The sequence below is a fragment of the Massilia sp. LXY-6 genome (assembly GCF_051233485.1).
Taxonomy (GTDB): Bacteria; Pseudomonadota; Gammaproteobacteria; order Burkholderiales; family Burkholderiaceae_D; genus Telluria.
Genome location: NZ_JBKFGF010000056.1, coordinates 20,922 through 38,616 on the forward strand (window position 1 = coordinate 20,922; position 17,695 = coordinate 38,616).

At 65.3% G+C, this 17,695-nt stretch carries 15 protein-coding genes; 9 read left to right on the forward strand and 6 right to left on the reverse strand.

Annotation, left to right across the window (positions count from 1 at the left end; genetic code table 11):
- Nucleotides 1-147 precede the first annotated feature (147 nt).
- From ACI48D_RS22380 to ACI48D_RS22390, 3 genes are all read left to right on the forward strand, one after another.
- Nucleotides 148-1,719, forward strand: a complete 1,572-nt coding sequence (locus tag ACI48D_RS22380) for an amidase family protein (protein ID WP_435573445.1) — start codon at nucleotides 148-150, stop codon at nucleotides 1,717-1,719.
- 322 nt (nucleotides 1,720-2,041) lie between these two features.
- Entirely contained in the window at nucleotides 2,042-2,413 is a 372-nt protein-coding gene (locus tag ACI48D_RS22385; RefSeq protein ID WP_435573446.1) for a COG4315 family predicted lipoprotein, read from the forward strand.
- Between the two features lie 399 nt (nucleotides 2,414-2,812).
- Complete coding sequence (locus tag ACI48D_RS22390; protein WP_435573447.1) at nucleotides 2,813-3,577, forward strand: PEP-CTERM sorting domain-containing protein; 765 nt, start codon at nucleotides 2,813-2,815, stop codon at nucleotides 3,575-3,577.
- Here the strand turns inward: ACI48D_RS22390 and ACI48D_RS22395 are convergent.
- Entirely contained in the window at nucleotides 3,574-4,734 is a 1,161-nt protein-coding gene (locus ACI48D_RS22395; RefSeq protein ID WP_435573448.1) for a branched-chain amino acid ABC transporter substrate-binding protein, read from the reverse strand. The two genes, ACI48D_RS22390 and ACI48D_RS22395, sit on opposite strands and share 4 nt — an antisense overlap.
- Before the next feature lie 155 nt (nucleotides 4,735-4,889).
- On the opposite strand from ACI48D_RS22395, the gene ACI48D_RS22400 reads away from it, so the two are divergent.
- Entirely contained in the window at nucleotides 4,890-5,852 is a 963-nt protein-coding gene (locus ACI48D_RS22400) for a PEP-CTERM sorting domain-containing protein (protein ID WP_435573449.1), read from the forward strand.
- Nucleotides 5,853-5,859: 7 nt separating this feature from the next.
- Here ACI48D_RS22400 and ACI48D_RS22405 read toward each other — a convergent pair whose 3' ends face one another.
- From ACI48D_RS22405 to ACI48D_RS22415, 3 genes are all read right to left on the reverse strand, one after another.
- On the reverse strand, nucleotides 5,860-6,813 hold the full coding sequence (locus ACI48D_RS22405) for a LysR family transcriptional regulator (RefSeq protein WP_435573450.1): 954 nt from the start codon (nucleotides 6,811-6,813) through the stop codon (nucleotides 5,860-5,862).
- Nucleotides 6,814-6,854: 41 nt separating this feature from the next.
- Nucleotides 6,855-7,199, reverse strand: a complete 345-nt coding sequence (locus ACI48D_RS22410) for a CzcE family metal-binding protein (RefSeq protein WP_435573451.1) — start codon at nucleotides 7,197-7,199, stop codon at nucleotides 6,855-6,857.
- Nucleotides 7,200-7,506: 307 nt separating this feature from the next.
- Nucleotides 7,507-9,597, reverse strand: coding sequence for a M13 family metallopeptidase (locus tag ACI48D_RS22415; RefSeq protein WP_435573452.1), 2,091 nt, complete (start codon nucleotides 9,595-9,597; stop codon nucleotides 7,507-7,509).
- Nucleotides 9,598-9,787: 190 nt separating this feature from the next.
- Between ACI48D_RS22415 and ACI48D_RS22420 the strand changes: the two genes are divergently transcribed.
- Nucleotides 9,788-10,684: a CAP domain-containing protein gene (locus ACI48D_RS22420; RefSeq protein ID WP_435573453.1), complete on the forward strand. Its 897-nt coding sequence runs from the start codon at nucleotides 9,788-9,790 to the stop codon at nucleotides 10,682-10,684.
- Nucleotides 10,685-10,799: 115 nt separating this feature from the next.
- Nucleotides 10,800-11,228, forward strand: a complete 429-nt coding sequence (locus ACI48D_RS22425; RefSeq protein ID WP_435573454.1) for an organic hydroperoxide resistance protein — start codon at nucleotides 10,800-10,802, stop codon at nucleotides 11,226-11,228.
- Between the two features lie 63 nt (nucleotides 11,229-11,291).
- On the opposite strand, the gene ACI48D_RS22430 is transcribed toward ACI48D_RS22425, so the two are convergent.
- On the reverse strand, nucleotides 11,292-12,665 hold the full coding sequence (locus ACI48D_RS22430) for an HD-GYP domain-containing protein (RefSeq protein WP_435573455.1): 1,374 nt from the start codon (nucleotides 12,663-12,665) through the stop codon (nucleotides 11,292-11,294).
- 191 nt (nucleotides 12,666-12,856) lie between these two features.
- Between ACI48D_RS22430 and ACI48D_RS22435 the strand changes: the two genes are divergently transcribed.
- Nucleotides 12,857-14,311: a catalase gene (locus ACI48D_RS22435; RefSeq protein WP_435573456.1), complete on the forward strand. Its 1,455-nt coding sequence runs from the start codon at nucleotides 12,857-12,859 to the stop codon at nucleotides 14,309-14,311.
- A gap of 11 nt (nucleotides 14,312-14,322) precedes the next feature.
- On the opposite strand, the gene ACI48D_RS22440 is transcribed toward ACI48D_RS22435, so the two are convergent.
- Complete coding sequence (locus tag ACI48D_RS22440) at nucleotides 14,323-15,018, reverse strand: alpha/beta fold hydrolase (protein WP_435573457.1); 696 nt, start codon at nucleotides 15,016-15,018, stop codon at nucleotides 14,323-14,325.
- Nucleotides 15,019-15,110: 92 nt separating this feature from the next.
- Between ACI48D_RS22440 and ACI48D_RS22445 the strand changes: the two genes are divergently transcribed.
- A complete protein-coding gene (locus tag ACI48D_RS22445) occupies nucleotides 15,111-16,439 on the forward strand; it encodes a methyl-accepting chemotaxis protein (protein WP_435573458.1) in 1,329 nt (442 codons plus the stop codon).
- 66 nt (nucleotides 16,440-16,505) lie between these two features.
- Nucleotides 16,506-17,695 (forward strand): amidohydrolase family protein (locus tag ACI48D_RS22450; protein ID WP_435573459.1); only part of this gene is annotated, 1,190 nt, incomplete at its 3' end.

A 17,695-nucleotide genomic window follows, 5' to 3' on the forward strand; every position in this document is an offset into this window, starting at 1 on the left:
CCGTCCTGTTCGGCTCGCTAGTGCGATCCGTACTTCGCATTTTCATGAATAAATTTTAATGTTTCTTACTATTAATTTTTGAGTAAGATAGTCTTGCATGGACACGAAGTTAAAACACATTAACCAAAATCGATAACGGAGACCGTAATGACACTGCGTAAAAAAGCGCTTGTACTTGTATGTTGCGCCGCCGCGCTTGCCTGCGCCAACCTGCACGCCAATGCCGCAACCGGCACGCAGGCGGGAACATCTTTCAAGCTTGAAGAAGCCACGATCGCAGACATCCACGCCGCAATGAAAGCGGGCAAAATCACTTCTGCGGAACTCGTCAGGCAGTACCTGGCGCGTATCGACGCCTATGACCAGAAAGGCCCGAAGCTCAACAGCATTATCCTGCTCAATCCGCAAGCAATGAGGGACGCGCAGGCGCTCGATGCGGAATTCAAGAAAACCCATCATTTGCGTCCGCTGCACGGCATTCCCGTCCTCTTGAAAGACAACGTCGAAACTGCCGGCCTGCAAACCACCGCCGGTTCGCTCAGCCTGAAAGGGTATGTCCCGCAGAACGATGCCTTCATTGCGAAGAAGCTCAAGGAGGCTGGCGCCGTGGTGATCGCCAAGACCAATCTGCATGAGTTCGCGGTTTGGGGCGAAACCGTCAGCTCGCTGGGCGGCCAGACCCTGAATCCCTACGACCTGACCCGCACTCCCGGCGGCTCGAGCGGCGGCACCGGCGCTGCTGTCGCCGCCAACTTCGGCACCGTGGGGATTGGCACCGATACCATCAACTCGATCCGTTCGCCGTCATCGGCAAACAGCTTGGTCGGCATCCGCCCGACAAAAGGCCTGGTCAGCATCGCCGGGATCGTCCCCTACTCCTATACCCAGGACGAGGCAGGCCCGATTACCCGTACCGTGACCGATGCCGCAAAAGTGCTGGATGTCGTTGCGGGCTACGATCCGAAAGACGCGGTCACGGCGGGCAGTGTCGGCAATCAGCCGAAGACTTACACGGCATTCCTGGACGCGAACGGCTTGAAAGGTGCGCGTATCGGCGTGCTGAAGAGCTTTTTTGGAAACGGGCCGGAGCATACCGAAACAAACAGGGTCATCGACCAGGCAATCGAATCCATGCGCAAGGCGGGTGCGACGATTGTCCCGATCGAAGAGCCGATCGACGCGAACGAACTGGTCAACAAAGTGAGTGTCCACCTGTACGATCTCGAAAAGGATCTCGACTCCTACCTGCGCACGCTGCCGGCTGACGTCGGGGTGCACTCCCTGAAAGAGATTATTGCTTCCGGCAAGTATCACAAGGGCATTGAGGCAAACATCAAGAATGCCGTTGCCCTGGATGCCAACAGCGTCGAATACAAGAGCCGGCTGATCGGCCGCACCGACCTGCAAACGAAAATCCTGAAGATCATGGCGGACAATAAGGTTGACGTTGTCATGTTCCCCCATCAGAAACGCCTGGTTGTTCCGGTGGGCGAAACGCAAGTGGAACGCAACGGTGTGCTGGGTGCAGTGAGCGGATTCCCTTCGATCGTCGTTCCGGCCGGTTTCTCGACACCCACGGCCACCGCCCCGGTCGGTGTGCCAGTTGGCATGGAAATGCTGGGCCGCCCCTATTCGGAACCAATGCTGATCAAGCTGGGCTACGGGTTTGAGCAACATACCCATGCCCGCAAAGTTCCGGCCTCCACCCCTGCTTTATAAATGATCGGTACGACAAAAACGCCACCCTCGGGTGGCGTTTTCGTATCAATCGTATCAATCGTATCAGTGGAAGAACAGGTAGAACAGAACCAGCACAATGGCGGGAACGCCGAGAATCCATGCCAGGAAATATTTGCCCATGATCGTGCTCCTTTCAAGGTTGTGCGATGAGTACGGTTCCATCATGCCTTGAGCGCATTCCATTGTCCGTACGCTAATACACAGTACGCACAAGCGGAAACGCGGAGGTTTTCGCACAGGACTACAATGGCCGGGCAGTTCAATACCGATTCGCGCACTGAAACATTCACTGGAGACTCCCATGAAATCAGTCAGCCTTGGTTCTGCAATCCTGCTCGCCCTGTTCTCCCTGTCCGCGCACGCGGCCGATCCACCGGTCAAGAAAATGAACGGCATGCTGGTCGACTCGAAAGGGATGACGGTCTACACCTTCGACAAGGACACCGCCAACAGCGGCAAGAGCGCCTGCACCGGCCCTTGCGCGACCAACTGGCCGCCCGTTCACGCCGACGGCGCCACGATGGCCGCCCCCTACTCGACCGTCACCCGCGACGACGGCAGCAAGCAGCTCGCTTACCACGGCAAGCCGCTGTACACCTTCGCCAAGGACAAGAAGCCGGGCGACAAGGCCGGCGACAAGGTGAAAGACGTGTGGCACGTCGTCACCGACTAGTGCTCGTGCTCGGCATGGCCGCTGCCCAGCCCCATGCCGAGCCCCGTCTCCATTCCTGAACCGCCGCCCGCACCGCCACCACCACCTCCCCCGCCGCCCTTGCCGGCTGCCGCCCCGCCCTTGCCGCGGGCACCACCTTATCAGCAACCCTCAATTATATTCGTACAAATATATCTAGGTCGGCAGTGCGTCTTGCCACTGTTCAGAAGATAAGAATTCTTAAGCGAAATACTTTTGGTTAGTCGAAAAATCTTACACAGTGTAGATGTTGAACATTGAGCGCTTATGCTAAGTGCTTGAATCCTTTTGACTTGTATTTACTGGCCCGTTTTATGCATCAGGATTAATCCGTAACACGTGCGTCCTTCCACTACACGTCATGACTCGAAAGGAATCGCCATGAAATCCCTTGCTTTGAAATCGGCACTCGCAGCAGTCATCCTGGCCGGCAGTGCGCCGGCCTTCGCTGGTTTGATCTATATGCCAGGCACGCAAACGACCGGCACCGGGCTGGGAGCGGTGAGCACCCTGGCCACAGTCCAGGACAATAACCGGCCTGGCGGTACGGATAACGGCACCGAATCCGGTTGCGTGACCTTCAATGGCTTCAAAAATGGCCAGCTCGACAAGCCACTCTATGACTGCCAGATGGGCCTGCAGGGCGGCGACAATACCGCCCTGAACCAGATGCAACTGGCCAACGAGGTGAAAGTGGCTTCCGCGGTCGGTTCGCTGCAGAACGCCGGCCAGCTGGCCATCGTGGTCAACGTCAGCGAAGGCGGTGCCAGCCCGGCGACGCTGACGGATCTTTACATGAGCCTGTACAACACCAGTATCGCGGATCCGACCAAGGCACAGATGAATTTTGCCTATACTGGCCCGGACCTCATGATGACCGACACGGGCGGCATCGGCCAGTCGGGCCAATACCTGTTCATCCTCGACCCGACCCAGGCCGCCGCGGCCGCCGCCTGGTGCCCGGTCCTGAGCCAATGCGTGATCGGCGGCGGCCTGCAGTTCGCCGCGGGAACCAACGATGCGACGCCGGACACCATGTATGTGACGTCGTATGTTTCGGGAACCCCGGTGCCCGAGCCGTTCTCGCTGGCCCTGGTCGGCGCCGGCCTGTTCGGCCTGGGCATGGTGCGCTCCCGTCGCCGCTAGCGCACCACCTGCAGCTTGACCTGCTTGCCGTCGCGATAGGTGTACAGCGTCAGCGCGGCGTCGTGCAAGTCGCCATTGGGATCGAAGGCGATATCGCCGGTGACCCCGTGGTACCGGATCTTTGCCAGCGCCGGCAGGAACTTCGCCGGGTCGGTCGAATTCGCCTGCTGCATGGCGCTGGCGAACACCATCGTGGCGTCATAGGCGTACGGCGCGTAGGTCTGCAGCGGCATCTTGTAGCGCTGGCGGTAACGCTCGGCGAAGGCGGCCGCCGCCGCCTCCTCCCCGGCGCCGCTGACCCCGCCCGCCACCACGCAGATCACCTTGCCGTTGCCGAGCGCATCCCCGGCAAGCTGGGGCAGCTTTTCCGAGCACACGCCGTCGCCCGAGACGAGTTTCGCGTCGATGCCGAGCGCCTTCATCTGCTTGAGCATCGGTCCGGCCACCGCATCCATCCCGCCATAGAAGATCACGTCCGGCTTATGCGCGCGGATCTGGGTCAGGATGGCGTTGAAGTCGGTCGCCTTGTCGCTGGTGAACTGGCGGCTGACCAGCTGCGCGCCACCCACCGCCTTCACCCCTTTCGTGAATTCGTCGGCCAGGCCCTGGCCGAACGCGGTGCGGTCGTCGATCACCGCGATCTTGTTCGCCTTCAGCGTCTTGATGGCATATGCCGCCAGCGTGCGCCCCACCAGGCTGTCGCTGGCGACCACGCGGAACGCCGTCTTGTAACCCTGGCGGGTGTACAGCGGCGTGGTCGCGGCCGGTGAAATCTGCGGAATTCCTGCGCTGTTGTAGATCTTCGAGGCCGGCACCGTGGTGCCCGAGTTCAGATGGCCGACCACCGCCACCACGCCGTTGTCGACCAGCTTCTGCGCCGCCGCCGTGCCCATCTTCGGGTCGGCGCCGTCATCCTCGGCCTGCAGCACGAACCGGACCTTTTTCCCGCCGATGACCGGGCCTTTCGCGTTCAGGTCGTCGATGGCCATGCGCGCCCCGTTCTCGATGTCCTTGCCCTGGTGGGCGCCGGTGCCCGACAGCGGCGAGACGCTGCCGATCCTGACCTCGGCCTGCGACTGGGCCTGCACGGAGGGCGCGGCCAGGGCCAGCAGGCAGGAGAGGATCGCGGCGGAACGGACGGGAAACGGTGGGCGCATGGCATTCCTTTCGATGGGATGATCGATTGTAATGCCTGCGGCGGTTCGCGCCATCGTCGGGATTTTTTACACCCCTGTCCGGCGCGGCGGGCGCCAGGCAGCCGGCACAAGATTTGCTAGCTCTACAGTACCAATAATCACATACTGGAGACAACGTGCACATCCATCGCGTCCTGCGCAGTTCCACCCTGGCCATCGTGACCGCCTTTTCGCTGGGGGCCGTGGCCGCGCCCGCCTCGGCAACGACTATCCTGTTCGTAGGCAACAGCTTCACCTACGGCGATCCGGCCGGCGGCGCCCCGCTGGTGAAGGATTACCGTCCCGCCACTGTGACCGACCTGAACGGCAGCCATATCGGCGGCGTCCCATCCCTGTTCAAGGCCTTCACGCTGCAGGCGGGCCTGAACTACGACGTCAGCCTGGAAACCGTGCCCGGCGTTGGCGTGGACTACCACTACAACAACAAGCTCGGCATCATCGCCAAGCCCTTCGACAAGGTATTGCTGCAGAGCTACAGCACCCTGGATGGCGCCCATCCCGGCGATCCGACGACCCTGATCAAGTATTCCGGCCTGCTCGCCCAGGCCTTCCACGACCAGAACCCGAACGTCGACGTGCTGCTGACCGCGACCTGGTCGCGCGCCGACCAGACTTATAAACCAAGCGGCGCCTGGTACGGCCAGCCGATCGACCGGATGGCCCTGGACGTGCGCGCCGGCTACGACAAGGCCGACCTGGCCTCCGACCTGATCGACGGCGTAATCCCGGTCGGCCAGGCCTGGAACCGCGCGATCGCCAGCGGCCTGGCCGACGCCAACCCGTACGACGGCAAGGTCACCGGGATCAACCTGTGGGCTCCCGATTCCTACCACGGCAGCGTGTACGGCTACTATCTCGAGGCGCTGACCATCTTCGGCGAAGTCACCGGGCTCGATCCACGTTCGCTGGGAACCGGTGAGTACGTCGCCCGGGACCTCGGCATCAGCCCGGAAATCGCCGGCTCGCTGCAGCAGTTGGCGGCGGCCCAGCTGGCGGCCGAGGTGCCAGAGCCGGGCATGGCGTGGATGTTCGCCGGCATGGGTGCGCTAATGCTGCTGGCCCGCCGCCGCAATTCGTGACTGGCAGTCACAAATCGCCGGCCGAGCCCAAAAAATACGCCATGTCGCGTTCGATGGCCGGCGGCAGCTCTTCCTTCAGCAGGTCGATCCAGGCCCGCGTCTTGGCATCCAGGAAGCGGCCGGACGGCAGCAGTGCGAAGATGCCGATCTCCGGCGAGCGCCACCCGGGCAGGATCTGGACCAGCCTGCCGCTGCGCAGGTCGTCGACGACGCTGTAGGCGGGCAGCAGGGCAACGCCCAGCCCGCTCAGCGCGCCGTCGAGCAGCACCTCGGCCGTATTCCCGACCAGCGGGCCTTGGGGATCGAGGGTCGCGCGTTCGTTCCCGCGGTCTAGCTGCCAGTTGGGGCTGAAGGAGGAGGTCACCAGGCGCAGGCAGGTATGCCGTCCCAGGTCGTGCGGATGTTCCGGTGTGCCGCGCCGCGCGAGGTAGTCGGGGGCCGCGCATAGCACCGAAAACATGCGGCCCAGCTTCAGCGCCACCAGGGCCGAATCGGGCAGGTACTGCGCCAGATAGATGCTGACGTCGATCCCTTCCGCCAGCAGGTCGGGCGGGCTCTGCGACGAGCTGTACTCGACGGTGACGCGGGCATTCGCCGCGCAATACGCGGACACCAGCGGCGCCACGTAGCGGTTGCCGAACGCGGTCATGCTCATCACGCGCAGGCGGCCCGAGGGTTCGCGCGCGCCGCCGCCGACTTCCCCTTCGGCCAGGGCGACCATGTCGAGGATGGCCTTGCAGTGCGCGGCATAGCGTTCGCCGGCTTCGGTGGCGGCAATGCGCCGGGTGCTACGGTGCAGCAGCTTGCTCTGCAGGCGGTTTTCGAGCAGGGTCACCAGACGCGAAACCTGCGCCTTCGACATGCCCATGTGCTCGGCGGCGGCCGTGAAGCTGCCGCCATCCATCACATGGACGAACGCGTTCATCGCATGCAGCAGTCCGTAATCGAGATCCTTGCGCATAGCGTGTCATGTTACCGCAGCGGTGGCCGCCACGTATCCGCTCAGTTGGTCTGGTAGAGCGGGTTGTCCGACACGTAAGCCGTCACCCGATGGTTCAGCACGCCCTGCGGCGCGATCAGCGCCAGGTCGAACGGGATCACATGCGCGCCGCCGTTCTGGAAGCTCCAGCTGAAGGAACGGTCGCCGACGACGAAGCGGACCGTCGAGCCGCCGGTGACATTGACGTAGCGGGTCGCATCGGTGATGACGATGACCTGGTCGACCGGGGCCTGGGCCGGCGCCGCATTGCCGCGGAACTCGGCCGGTTGGGAGACGGCCAGGGCGGAGGTGCTGGCAGCGGCCAGGGTCAGGGCGGTGAGGACGGGAAGAAGCAGCTTGGTGTTCATGATGATTTCCGATTCGATGTGTACGGCGCTGCCACGCGTCGCGTGTTGTTCTGGTGTGCCGCCTGGCGACGGCGGCACGTCAGTCGCTTTGTTGTGAGCGTTTTTCTGACAAGCAAATGATAATTGCTAGCATCGAAGCGAAAAATAGGGGTGGAGGGGATTGTTCGTTACGTAAGGCGTAACAATGAGCCCAAAGACGTCGTCCCCGCGGAGGTGGGACCCATGCTGAGCGTAGCCTGCCAACTCAATATGGATCCCCGCCTGCGCGGGGACGACGGTCACTTACCTGCGGCGGCGCTTTACCTGATCACCAGAAAATCACACGGTCTTCCGGCGCCAGATACATCTTGTCGCCCGGTTTGACGTCGAAGGCCTCGTAGTAGCCCGGGTGGTTGCGCAGGCTGCCGTTGACGCGGAACTCGGCCGGCGAGTGCGGATCCGACTTCACCTGGGCGACCAGGGCGGCGTCCCGGGCCTTGCCGCGGCGTGCCTGGGCCAGGCCCATGAAGATGCGCTGCTCGGCGGTGTAGCCGTCGATGACGGGCGCCGGCTTGCCCTTCAGCGAGATCTTGTAGGCGCGGCTGGCCATGATGGCGCCGGCGTTGTCGGCGATGTTCTCGCCCAGCGTCAGTTGGCCATTCAGGTTGTAGCCCTGCACCGGGCTATAGCTGCCGTACTGGGCGACCAGCACCTTGGCCTTGGCGGCGAATTTCTCACCGTCTTCCTTGGTCCACCAGTTGCGCAGGTTGCCGTCGCCGTCGTACTGCGAACCCGAGTCGTCGAAGGCGTGGCTCATCTCGTGGCCGATCGAGATGCCGACCGCGCCGTAGTTGATGGCCGGCTCGGCGTCCGCATCGTACAGCGGCGCCTGCAGGCGCGCGGCCGGGAACACGATTTCGTTCATCGTCGGGCTGTAGTAGGCGTTCACGGTCTGCGGGGTCATGCCCCATTCGCTGCGGTCGACCGGCTTGCCCAGCTTGTCGACGCCGCGCTGGTGCTCGAACTCGCGGGTACGCATCACGTTGCCGACCAGGTCGTCGCGGCGGATAGCCAGGGAAGAGTAATCGCGCCACTTGTCCGGATAGCCGATCTTCACCGAGATCCTGGCCAGCTTGGCCTGGGCCTGCTTCTTGGTCTCGGCGCTCATCCAGTCCAGGGTCTCGATCCGCTCCTGGTAGGCCAGCACGAAGTTGTGGACCATCTCCTCGACCTGCTTCTTGCGTTCGGCCGGGAAGTAGTGTTCCACGTAGACTTTGCCGACCACTTCGCCCAGGTCGCGGTTGACTTCGGCGATGGCGCGCTTTTCCAGCGGACGATTCACCTTGGTGCCGCTCAGCACGCCGCCGCGGAAGGCGAAGGCTTCGTCTTCGAAGGGCTGCGACAGGTAGGTCGCGTAGGCGCTGATCAGGCGGAAGCTGAAGTAGGACTTCCAGGTCTCGACCGGGGTCGCGGCGATGATCCTGTCGAGTCCCTGCAGATACGAGGGCTGACTGACGACGACCTCGCCCGCCCTGCCGACGCCGGTGTCCTTCAGGTAGGTGGTCCAGTCGAGGTTGGGGGCCAGCGTCTTCAGCTCGGCGACCTTCATCTTGTTGTAGCGCTTGACCGGGTCGCGGTTCTCGACGGCGCTCCACTGCACCTTGGCGATCTCGGTTTCCAGCGCGACGATGGCCTTGGCTTCAAGCGCGGCATCCTTGTGGCCGGCCAGGCTCAGCATCTTCTCGACGTGGACCAGGTACTTGGCGCGCGTGTCGGCCAACCTGGCCTCGTCCTGCAGGTAGAAGTCGCGGTTCGGCATGCCAAGGCCGGACTGCGAGATGCCGACGATGTAGCGGGTCGATTCCCGGGCGTCCTGGCGCACGCCCATGCTGACCGGCGAGCCGGCGCCGATGCGCTCGAAGCGGGCGGCCAGCGGGGCCAGCGACTTCTTGTCCTTCAGCGCGGCGATGCGTGCCAGCTCGCCCTTCAGCGGCGCCAGGCCGAGCGCGTTGCGGCGTTCCTGGTCCACGTAGCTGGTGTAGAAATCGCCCATCTTCCGGGTGTCCGAGCCGGCTTTCGCATGCTTGTCCCGGGCGGCCTGTTCGATCAGGGTGCGGATCTGCTGCTCGACCTTGTCGGCGGCGACATTGAAGGCGCCCCAGCTGGAACGGTCGTTGGGAATGTCGACGTCCTTCAGCCACTTGCCTTGCGAGTAGCGGAAGAAATCGTCCTGCGGGCGTACCGCGGCATCCAGCGCGCCGGTGTCGATGCCGGAACGGGCAGTGGCAGCCGCTGCGTTCTGTGCGGCCGAGGGTTCGGCCGAAGGGGCCCCCAGCGCCGGGTGGGCGGCGGGCGCGCCGGCGTGCGCAAGGCCGGCGAACAGGCCCGCGATGAGGGCGCTGCACAAGGTATGCTTCATTGATTTGTCTCCATGCGTGAATCGGGTCGTCGATCCTAGTTTAAACTTTGCCCGAGGCCAAGAGTTCATCATGCTTTTCGCCACAATTGCGCCCCTGAATTCGATGCATATGGCTGCGCATACAGTGGATGGGACGGCTTGATTTCCTGCTCGGTGTGCCCATATCGGACGATATTTTCTCGCCTGCTCCATGCCCGCCCTTCCCCGCCTGTTCCGCACCAGCGCCGCCCCTGCCGCGCTCCTGTTCTGCGCTGCGCTCGCCGCCGCGTACGCGCCGCCCGCGCGCGCGCGAGACGGCGCGCACGAAGGCGATGAGCTCGCCGCCCTGATCAATGCCTACCGTGCCGCGCCCGGCCTCTGCGCCGGCAGCGGCGCCGCACCCGCTGCGCCGCTGCAGCCCGAGGCGGCGCTGTCCAGGGTACGCATCGGCTTCGGCACTTTCCTGGAACCGGCCCTGAAGAAGGCCGGCTATGCCTCCGACCGTGCCGAGTCGATCTCGGTGACGGGCCCCCCGGACGCTCAGGCGGCGATGACGGTGCTGCGCGAAAAATACTGCGACAAGCTGCTGAGCGCCGAGTACTCGGCCGTCGGCACCGCGCGCCGCGGCAACGAATGGCAGGTCGTGCTCGCCCATCCGCTCGTGCTCCCGCCCCTGCCCGACCCGGCGCAGCTGCGCGGGGAGCTGCTGGCGCTGGTCAACGAGGCGCGCGCCACGCCGCGCACCTGCGGCGCCGAGGCCTTCGGCGCCGCTCCTCCCCTCACGTGGAACGAGACCCTGGCGCGTGCCGCCCTGGGCCACAGCCGCGACATGGCCGAGAAGCACTACTTCAATCACAAGGAGCCGGGCGGCAGCGACCCGCCCGCACGCGCCACGCAGGCCGGCTACCAGTGGAGCCGGATCAGCGAAAACATCGCCTCGGGCCAGCGCACGGTGGCGGAAGCCGTCGCCGGCTGGCTGGCCAGCCCCGGCCACTGCGCCAACATCATGAATCCGACCGTCACCGAGATGGGCGCGGCCTACGCCGTCAACCCGGCGAACGCGCACCGCACGCTCTACTGGACCCAGATGTTCGGCAGGCCGCGCTAAGGAGTCGATTGCCTGCGCCTATCGAGCTCATCGCGACAATTAAATAGCGCACTATCTAATTGTTCGCTATCATTCAAGCCATGCATTCAATTCAACCACGAGGAAAGGTAAGACGATGACCACCAAGCTCGACAAAGTCCTGTACACCGCAAAAGCGCACACCACCGGCGGCCGCGAAGGCCGTTCGGTCTCCAGCGACAAGCTGCTGGACGTGCGCCTGGCGCCGCCGGCCGAAATGGGCGGCAAGGGCGATGCGACCAATCCGGAACAGCTGTTCGCCGCCGGCTATTCGGCCTGCTTCATGGGCGCCATGAAATTCGTCGCCGGCCAGAAGAAAGTGGCCGTGCCGGCCGACGCCGCGGTCGACGCCAGCGTCTCGATCGGCCCGATACCGGCCGGCTTCGGCCTGGCCGTGGAACTGGCGGTCAGCCTGCCGGGCATGGACCGCGCCGCCGCCCAGGAACTGGTCGAAGCCGCCCACGGCGTCTGCCCGTACTCGAACGCCACCCGCGGCAATATCGACGTGACGCTGACGGTGGTTTAAGCGCCGACTACGTCGTTCCCGCCATTACCAAGCGTCGGTGTGGCGCGGACGACCTGTCGCCTATCAAGCCGCGGCGGGAAACGGCACGCGCTCGACCGCCCGCACCAGGGCATCGTAGCAATCCGGGTCGAGCGCCGTCCCCACGGTTTTCTTCATCATCTCGAGCGCCTGCGGGATCGGGATCGCGCCGCGATACGGCCGCGAAGCCGTGATCGCATCGAAGATATCGGCGGTGGTAATGATGCGCGTCTCGATGCGGATCTGCGCCGCCGCCAGGCCGCGTGGATAGCCGCTGCCGTCCAGGCGCTCGTGGTGGGCGCCGGCAATCGCCGCCAGCTCGCGAAAGGCGCCGATCCGTCCCAGGATGGTTTCCGTGAACTCGGCATGCCGCTTGACGGCGTCCCACTCGTCGCGGTCGAGCGCTCCCGCCTTGTCCAGCACACTGTTGCTGACGCCCAGCTTGCCGACGTCGTGCAGCAGCGCACCGCGCTTGAGCCAGCGCCGGCGCGCCATCGACAGTCCGAGCGCCTCGCCGATCATGTCCGTGTACAGCGCCACGCGCGCGCTGTGCCCGCTCGTGTAGGGGCTCTTGGCATCGACTACCTGGCCGAACGCCGTGGCGATATCGTCCAGGTAGTCCTCGTCCATGGCATGCTGCCGCCCCTCCCCGGCCGGCTGCAGCCCGGTCACGGCGGCGTCGATGCCGGCCCCGGCCAGGGTGGACCAGAATTCCTCCGCTTGCGCCGCCCGTTCGAAAGCCTGTACCAGGCGCGGATCGAACCATTGGCCGGAACGCGCCCGCGCTTCCTTCAGCGCGCCGGCGCGGCCGCTTTCGGTATGGAACACGTCGATCACCTGCGCCAGCAGGGCGATGCGCGCATACAGGGGAATCGCTTCGCCCGCAAGCTGCGCCGGCTTGCCCTTGCCGTTGAAATGCTCGTCCAGCGAATAGATGCCGTCGGCGACGCCCTCCGGGAAACGCAGCAGGCGCGCGATGTCGGCGCCGCGCTGGCAACGGGTAGCGACCAGCTCGCGCGCGATCTCGGGGCCGTCGCGCAGGATCGTCATCACGCTGCGGAAACGTTCGGCCAAGCCGGCCTTCAGGCCCGTATGCTTGAGCACGAATCCCAGTACCTGCGGCAGGCTGTCGCCGACCGTCTTGTAGTCGCGTTTGAAATCCAGGTCGTCCGTCAGGTACAGCTCGCAAATGCGCGCGGCATTGCTGCTGCAGCCCAGATCCTTCAGCAAGAGCGTGTAGTACAGCTCCCACAACTGGTCCTCGGCCATGCCGGCCTCGCGCCCGATGTGCATGCCGATCCAGCATGCGCGCACGCAATGGCCCGGCGGTTGGCCCTCGGTGATGTCGAGGGCATAACTCAATGACGCCATCAATTCCGACAGTTTGAGCTGGCTTGCGGACGGCAGATAAAGGTTCATGACGGGAAAATTTAATGATTTATGGAAACAGAGTACTGCGATCCCTGTCCTATCGGGTTATTTATTTTATCTATAGGATCAATATAAATAGATAGTTTGTATAAATGATGCGCAAGCTCTACCATGGCCATGAATACGAAAACTATCGTTTTTAATAAATCGATAGCCAATAACCTGAGCAGAGAGCTGACATGACCGACCTCACCACCGCATCCGGCATTCCCGTCCCCGACAACCAGAACTCGATCACCGCCGGCCCGCGCGGGCCGGTCCTGCTGCAGGACTTCCACCTGATCGAGAAGCTCCAGCACTTCAACCGCGAGCGCATTCCCGAGCGCGTCGTCCATGCCAAAGGCTCGGGCGCCTACGGCAGCTTCACCGTCACCCACGACATCACCCGGTACACCAAGGCGAAGCTGTTCTCCGCCATCGGCAAGCAGACCGAAACCTTCCTGCGCTTCTCGACCGTCGGTGGCGAAAAAGGCTCGGCCGACACCGAGCGCGACCCGCGCGGTTTCGCGCTGCGCTTCTATACCGAGGACGGCAACTGGGACCTGGTCGGCAACAACACCCCGACCTTCTTCCTGAAGGACGGCATCAAGTTCCCGGACTTCATCCACACCCAGAAGCGCGACCCGCAGACCAATCTGAAATCGGCGCAAATGATGTGGGACTTCTGGAGCCGTGCCCCGGAAAGCCTGCACCAGGTGACGATCCTGTTCTCAAGCCGCGGCACTCCGGACGGCTACCGCCACATGGACGGCTTCGGCAGCCACACCTACAGCCTGATCGACGAACAAGGCCAGCGCGTGTGGGTCAAGTGGCACTTCAAGACCCTGCAGGGCATCAAGAACCTGTCGGCGGCTGAAGCCGTACGCCTGGCGGGTACCGACCCGGACTACGCCCAGCGCGACCTGTTCAATGCGATCGCCGGCGGCGACTACCCGCGCTGGAGCGTCGAGATCCAGGTCATGGACGACGAACAGCGCACCGCCTGGGAAGCCAGGACCGGCTGGGACGCGTTCGACCTGACCAAGGTGTGGCCGCAGGGCGACTTCCCGCGGATCCCGGTCGGCATCCTGGAACTGAACCGCAACCCGGACAATTATCATGCCGACGTCGAGCAGGCCGCGCTGTCGCCATCGAATATCGTGCCGGGCCTGGGCTACAGCCCGGACAAGATGCTGCAGGCGCGCCTGTTCGCCTACCACGACGCCCAGCTCTACCGGGTGGGCACCAACCACCAGCACCTGCCGGTGAACCGCCCGCGCTGCCCTTTCCACAACCAGCAACGCGACGGCGCGATGGCGATCGCCAACGGGGGTGCCGCCGCCAACTACGATCCGGTCCGTGCGGGCGGCCCGGCGGCCGGCGGCTTCGGCCACGGCGACGCCGGCTGGCAGGTCGAGGGCGCGGCGGGCCGCTACGACACGCGTGCCCTCGATGACCACTACACGCAAGCCGGCAAGCTGTTCCGCCTGCTCAGCGACGACGGCAAGCGCGAGCTGATCGAAAACATCGCCGCTGCATTGAGCGGCGCCGACGCCGCGACCCGGGACCGCCAGATCGGGCACTTCCTGCGCGCCGACCCGGCATATGGGCACGGGGTCGCGGAAGCGCTCTACCGGATCGCGAACGGGGCCTGAGAATCCAGGTTCTAAGCGCCGGCGTGCCGCTCCAGCCAGGGCACGATCAGGTCGGCCAGGCGCTGCGGCGCCTCGATCGGGATCATGTGCCCGGTGTCCTCGATGACGTCGAGGGTGGCGCCGGGAATGCCGGCCTGCAGCTCGCGCGCCTCCTCCAGGCTGCGCAGCTGGTCCTGGGCCGCCGCCACCACCAGGGTCGGGCAGCGGATGTCGATCAGGCGGTCGAGGTCGCCGGGGCGCTCCAGCATCGACTGGCGCCGGAACACCTCTCCTCCCAGCCGCATTCCCATCGCGCGCACGCGCTCGATGAGCGGCTCGTTGTCGCGCTGCTTCGGATGCAGGGACGAGGCGACCGCGGTGCGGCTCAGGCCACTGAAGGCGATCGACGGCGCGGCCTTGCCGATCGCGCCCTTGCGCTGCCGTAGTGCCGGGGTGTCGGGGCGGGTCGAGGTCGCGATCAGGACCAGCGCCCGCACCCGCTCCGGCGCCAGGCGGGCGATCTCGCGCGCGACGTAGCCGCCCATCGAAAATCCAATTAACAGGAACGAAGCCGGCGCGGCGTCGAGCGCACGGTGCGCCATCGCGGCGATCGAGCTGTCGTGGCGCAGGTCCGCATGATGGATCGGCGCGAAGCGCGCCAGCGGCGCCTCGAGGTCGCGCCACAGGGTTTCATCGGCCATGAAGCCGGGGACGAGCAGGAGAGACATGTGGCCATCCTAGCAGATTCGTTGCGCCATCTCAGCACCGCGGTAGACACCGCATCCTTAAATTGACTTTTCCCTCACTACAAGGAAAAGACGTGCTGACAACCCTCACCGCCAGCGTACGGAACCAGCTCCGGTTCGCGTTCGCCATCGTGATCACCCTCTCCTTCCTGTCGACCGCGATTGCCATCTGGCGCCTGCAGGTGCTGTCGAACGACACGAGCCAGCTGGCCCGGCTGCTCGACACACCGGCAGAAAAGGCCTTGTACGGGCAGGTGCTGGACAGCGCGCACGACAGCGCCACCGCGCTGGTCGGGCTGAGCCTGGCGATGCTGGTCTTCAGCGTCGCCGCCGGCAGCCTGTTCGCGCGCTCGCTGTTCCGCCGCCTGGGTGGCGAGCCGGCGCTGGCGGCGGCGGTGGCGGGCGAGATCGCGGCCGGCAACCTGCGCGTCGAGGTGGTGGTGGCGGACGGCGACCAGGCCAGCCTGATGGCCGCCCTGAAGCGCATGCGCGACAGCCTGGCCGGCATCGTCGGCCAGGTCCGCCATGGCATCGCGGCGATCGGCGAGACGATCACGAAGATGTCGGGCGAATCGCAGGAGCTGTCGCGCCGCACCGAAAGCCAGGCCGCAGCGCTGGAGGAAACCGCATCCTCGATCGAGCAGCTGACCCAGGGCATCCAGCACAGCGCCGACAACGCCGAGCAGGCCAACGAACTGGCCGCCCAGGCCTCGCGCGTCGCCCAGCAGGGCGGCGCGATGGTCGGCCAGCTGGTCGACACCATGGGCGCGATCAACCAGTCGTCCGCGCGCATCGCCGACATCATCGGCGTCATCGACGGCATCGCCTTCCAGACCAACATCCTGGCGCTGAACGCCGCCGTGGAAGCGGCGCGCGCCGGCGAACAGGGGCGCGGCTTCGCCGTGGTCGCGAGCGAGGTGCGCGCGCTGGCCCAGCGTTCGGCCTCGGCGGCGAAGGAGATCAAGGTCCTGATCGACGATTCGACCGGACGCGTATCGGACGGCTCCGCGCTGGCCGGCAAGGCCGGCCAGACCATGCAGGGCATCGTCACCAGCATCGACCGCGTCAGCGCCATCATGAACGATATCGTCACCTCCAGCCGCGAACAGGCCAGCGGCATCGCCCAGGTCAACCAGGCCATCACCCAGATGGACGGCGCCACCCAGCAGAATGCCGCCCTGGTCGAGGAATCGGCGGCCGCCACGCTGGCGATGCAGGAGCAGTCCGCCAGGCTGTCGGCGCTGGTGGCGCTGTTCCAGGTCGGCGCCGCCCCTGCCCCCGCGACACAGCCGCCGCGCCGCGCCCTGCCGGCCGCCTCCGGCAAACCCGTGGCACCCGCGGCCCCGCGTGCCGCGCGCGTGCGCAAGGCCGCCGTCGCCGCTCGGGACTGGGAAGAGTTTTGAGCCGGGCCTCGGTTGCCTCCATGGGGTTTCCATGTCAGCATGCGGTGTCATGCACAAGGAGACCCCATGAAAAAAATGCGGCACACGCTGGTCCTGCTGGCCGGCTTCCTCTGCGCCGCGGCCCAGGCCCAGGCCCAGTCACCGGCACCGTCGGCGGAAGTCCGCAAGTTCATCAAGATCGATGCCCCGCTGCTGGCGCTGACCCACGTGCGCGTGATCGACGGCACTGGCGCCGCGCCGCTCGAAGACCGCACCGTGATCGTGCGCAGTGGCCGCATCGAAGCGGTCCTTGACGGCGCCGCCCCGATCCCGGGCGGCGCCCAGGCGCTCGACCTGCGCGGCCGCACCGTGCTGCCCGGCCTGGTCGGCATGCACAACCACCTGATGTACACCGCCTCGATCAACCTGGACGAGGACGGCAAAATCCCGCCGCCGGGCTTCTTCGTCACCGAGATCGCGTTCTCGGCGCCGCGCATGTACCTGGCGGCCGGCGTGACCACGATGCGCACCACCGGCAGCGTCGAGCCCTACACCGACCTGAACATCCGCCGCCTGGTCGACGCCGGCCAGATCCCCGGCCCGCACATCGACGTGACCGGCCCCTACCTCGAAGGCAAGGCCAGCACCTTCCCGCAGATGACGGCGATGGACGAACGCGAGCAGGCGCGCCGCACGGTGGCCTTCTGGGCCGGCGAAGGCGCGACCTCGTTCAAGGCCTACATGAACATCCCGGCCGACGTGCTGGCCGCCGCCATCGATGAAGCGCACAAGCGCGGCACCAGGCTGACCGGCCACCTGTGCTCGGTCGACTACCGGCAGGCGGCCCGGCTCGGCATCGACAACCTCGAACACGGCCCGGTCTTCACCGATACGGAATTCGTCCCGGACCGCAAGAAGGACGTGTGTCCGCCCGGGGCCGCGATCTCGGCCTCGTGGGAAAAGCTGGAGGTGTCGAGTCCGCAGGTGCAGGACCTGATCCGCGAACTGGTGGCACGCAAGGTGGCGATCACCTCGACCCTGCCGGTGTTCGAATCCTTCGTCGCCACGCGCCCGCTGCTGTCGAAAAAGCAGATGGCGATGATGTCGGCCGAGTCGCTGCGCAGCCACCTTGCGGCGCGCGCCGCGGCGGCGGCCAATCCGGCCCGCGCCGCCAAGCAGGAAGCGGCGCTGAAGAAGGAGATGGCGTTCGAGCTGGCCTTCGTGCGCGCCGGCGGCCTGCTGCTGGCCGGCCCCGACCCGACCGGCAACGGCGGTGT

Bases quoted from the DNA above. Each gene is read 5' to 3' on its own strand.
- ACI48D_RS22380 (WP_435573445.1), top strand. From the start codon at position 148: ATGACACTGCGTAAAAAAGCGCTTGTACTTGTATGTTGCGCCGCCGCG.
- ACI48D_RS22385 (WP_435573446.1), top strand. From the start codon at position 2,042: ATGAAATCAGTCAGCCTTGGTTCTGCAATCCTGCTCGCCCTGTTCTCC.
- ACI48D_RS22390 (WP_435573447.1), top strand. From the start codon at position 2,813: ATGAAATCCCTTGCTTTGAAATCGGCACTCGCAGCAGTCATCCTGGCC.
- ACI48D_RS22395 (WP_435573448.1), bottom strand. From the start codon at position 4,734: ATGCGCCCACCGTTTCCCGTCCGTTCCGCCGCGATCCTCTCCTGCCTG.
- ACI48D_RS22405 (WP_435573450.1), bottom strand. From the start codon at position 6,813: ATGCGCAAGGATCTCGATTACGGACTGCTGCATGCGATGAACGCGTTC.
- ACI48D_RS22410 (WP_435573451.1), bottom strand. From the start codon at position 7,199: ATGAACACCAAGCTGCTTCTTCCCGTCCTCACCGCCCTGACCCTGGCC.
- ACI48D_RS22415 (WP_435573452.1), bottom strand. From the start codon at position 9,597: ATGAAGCATACCTTGTGCAGCGCCCTCATCGCGGGCCTGTTCGCCGGC.
- ACI48D_RS22420 (WP_435573453.1), top strand. From the start codon at position 9,788: ATGCCCGCCCTTCCCCGCCTGTTCCGCACCAGCGCCGCCCCTGCCGCG.
- ACI48D_RS22425 (WP_435573454.1), top strand. From the start codon at position 10,800: ATGACCACCAAGCTCGACAAAGTCCTGTACACCGCAAAAGCGCACACC.
- ACI48D_RS22430 (WP_435573455.1), bottom strand. From the start codon at position 12,665: ATGAACCTTTATCTGCCGTCCGCAAGCCAGCTCAAACTGTCGGAATTG.
- ACI48D_RS22435 (WP_435573456.1), top strand. From the start codon at position 12,857: ATGACCGACCTCACCACCGCATCCGGCATTCCCGTCCCCGACAACCAG.
- ACI48D_RS22440 (WP_435573457.1), bottom strand. From the start codon at position 15,018: ATGTCTCTCCTGCTCGTCCCCGGCTTCATGGCCGATGAAACCCTGTGG.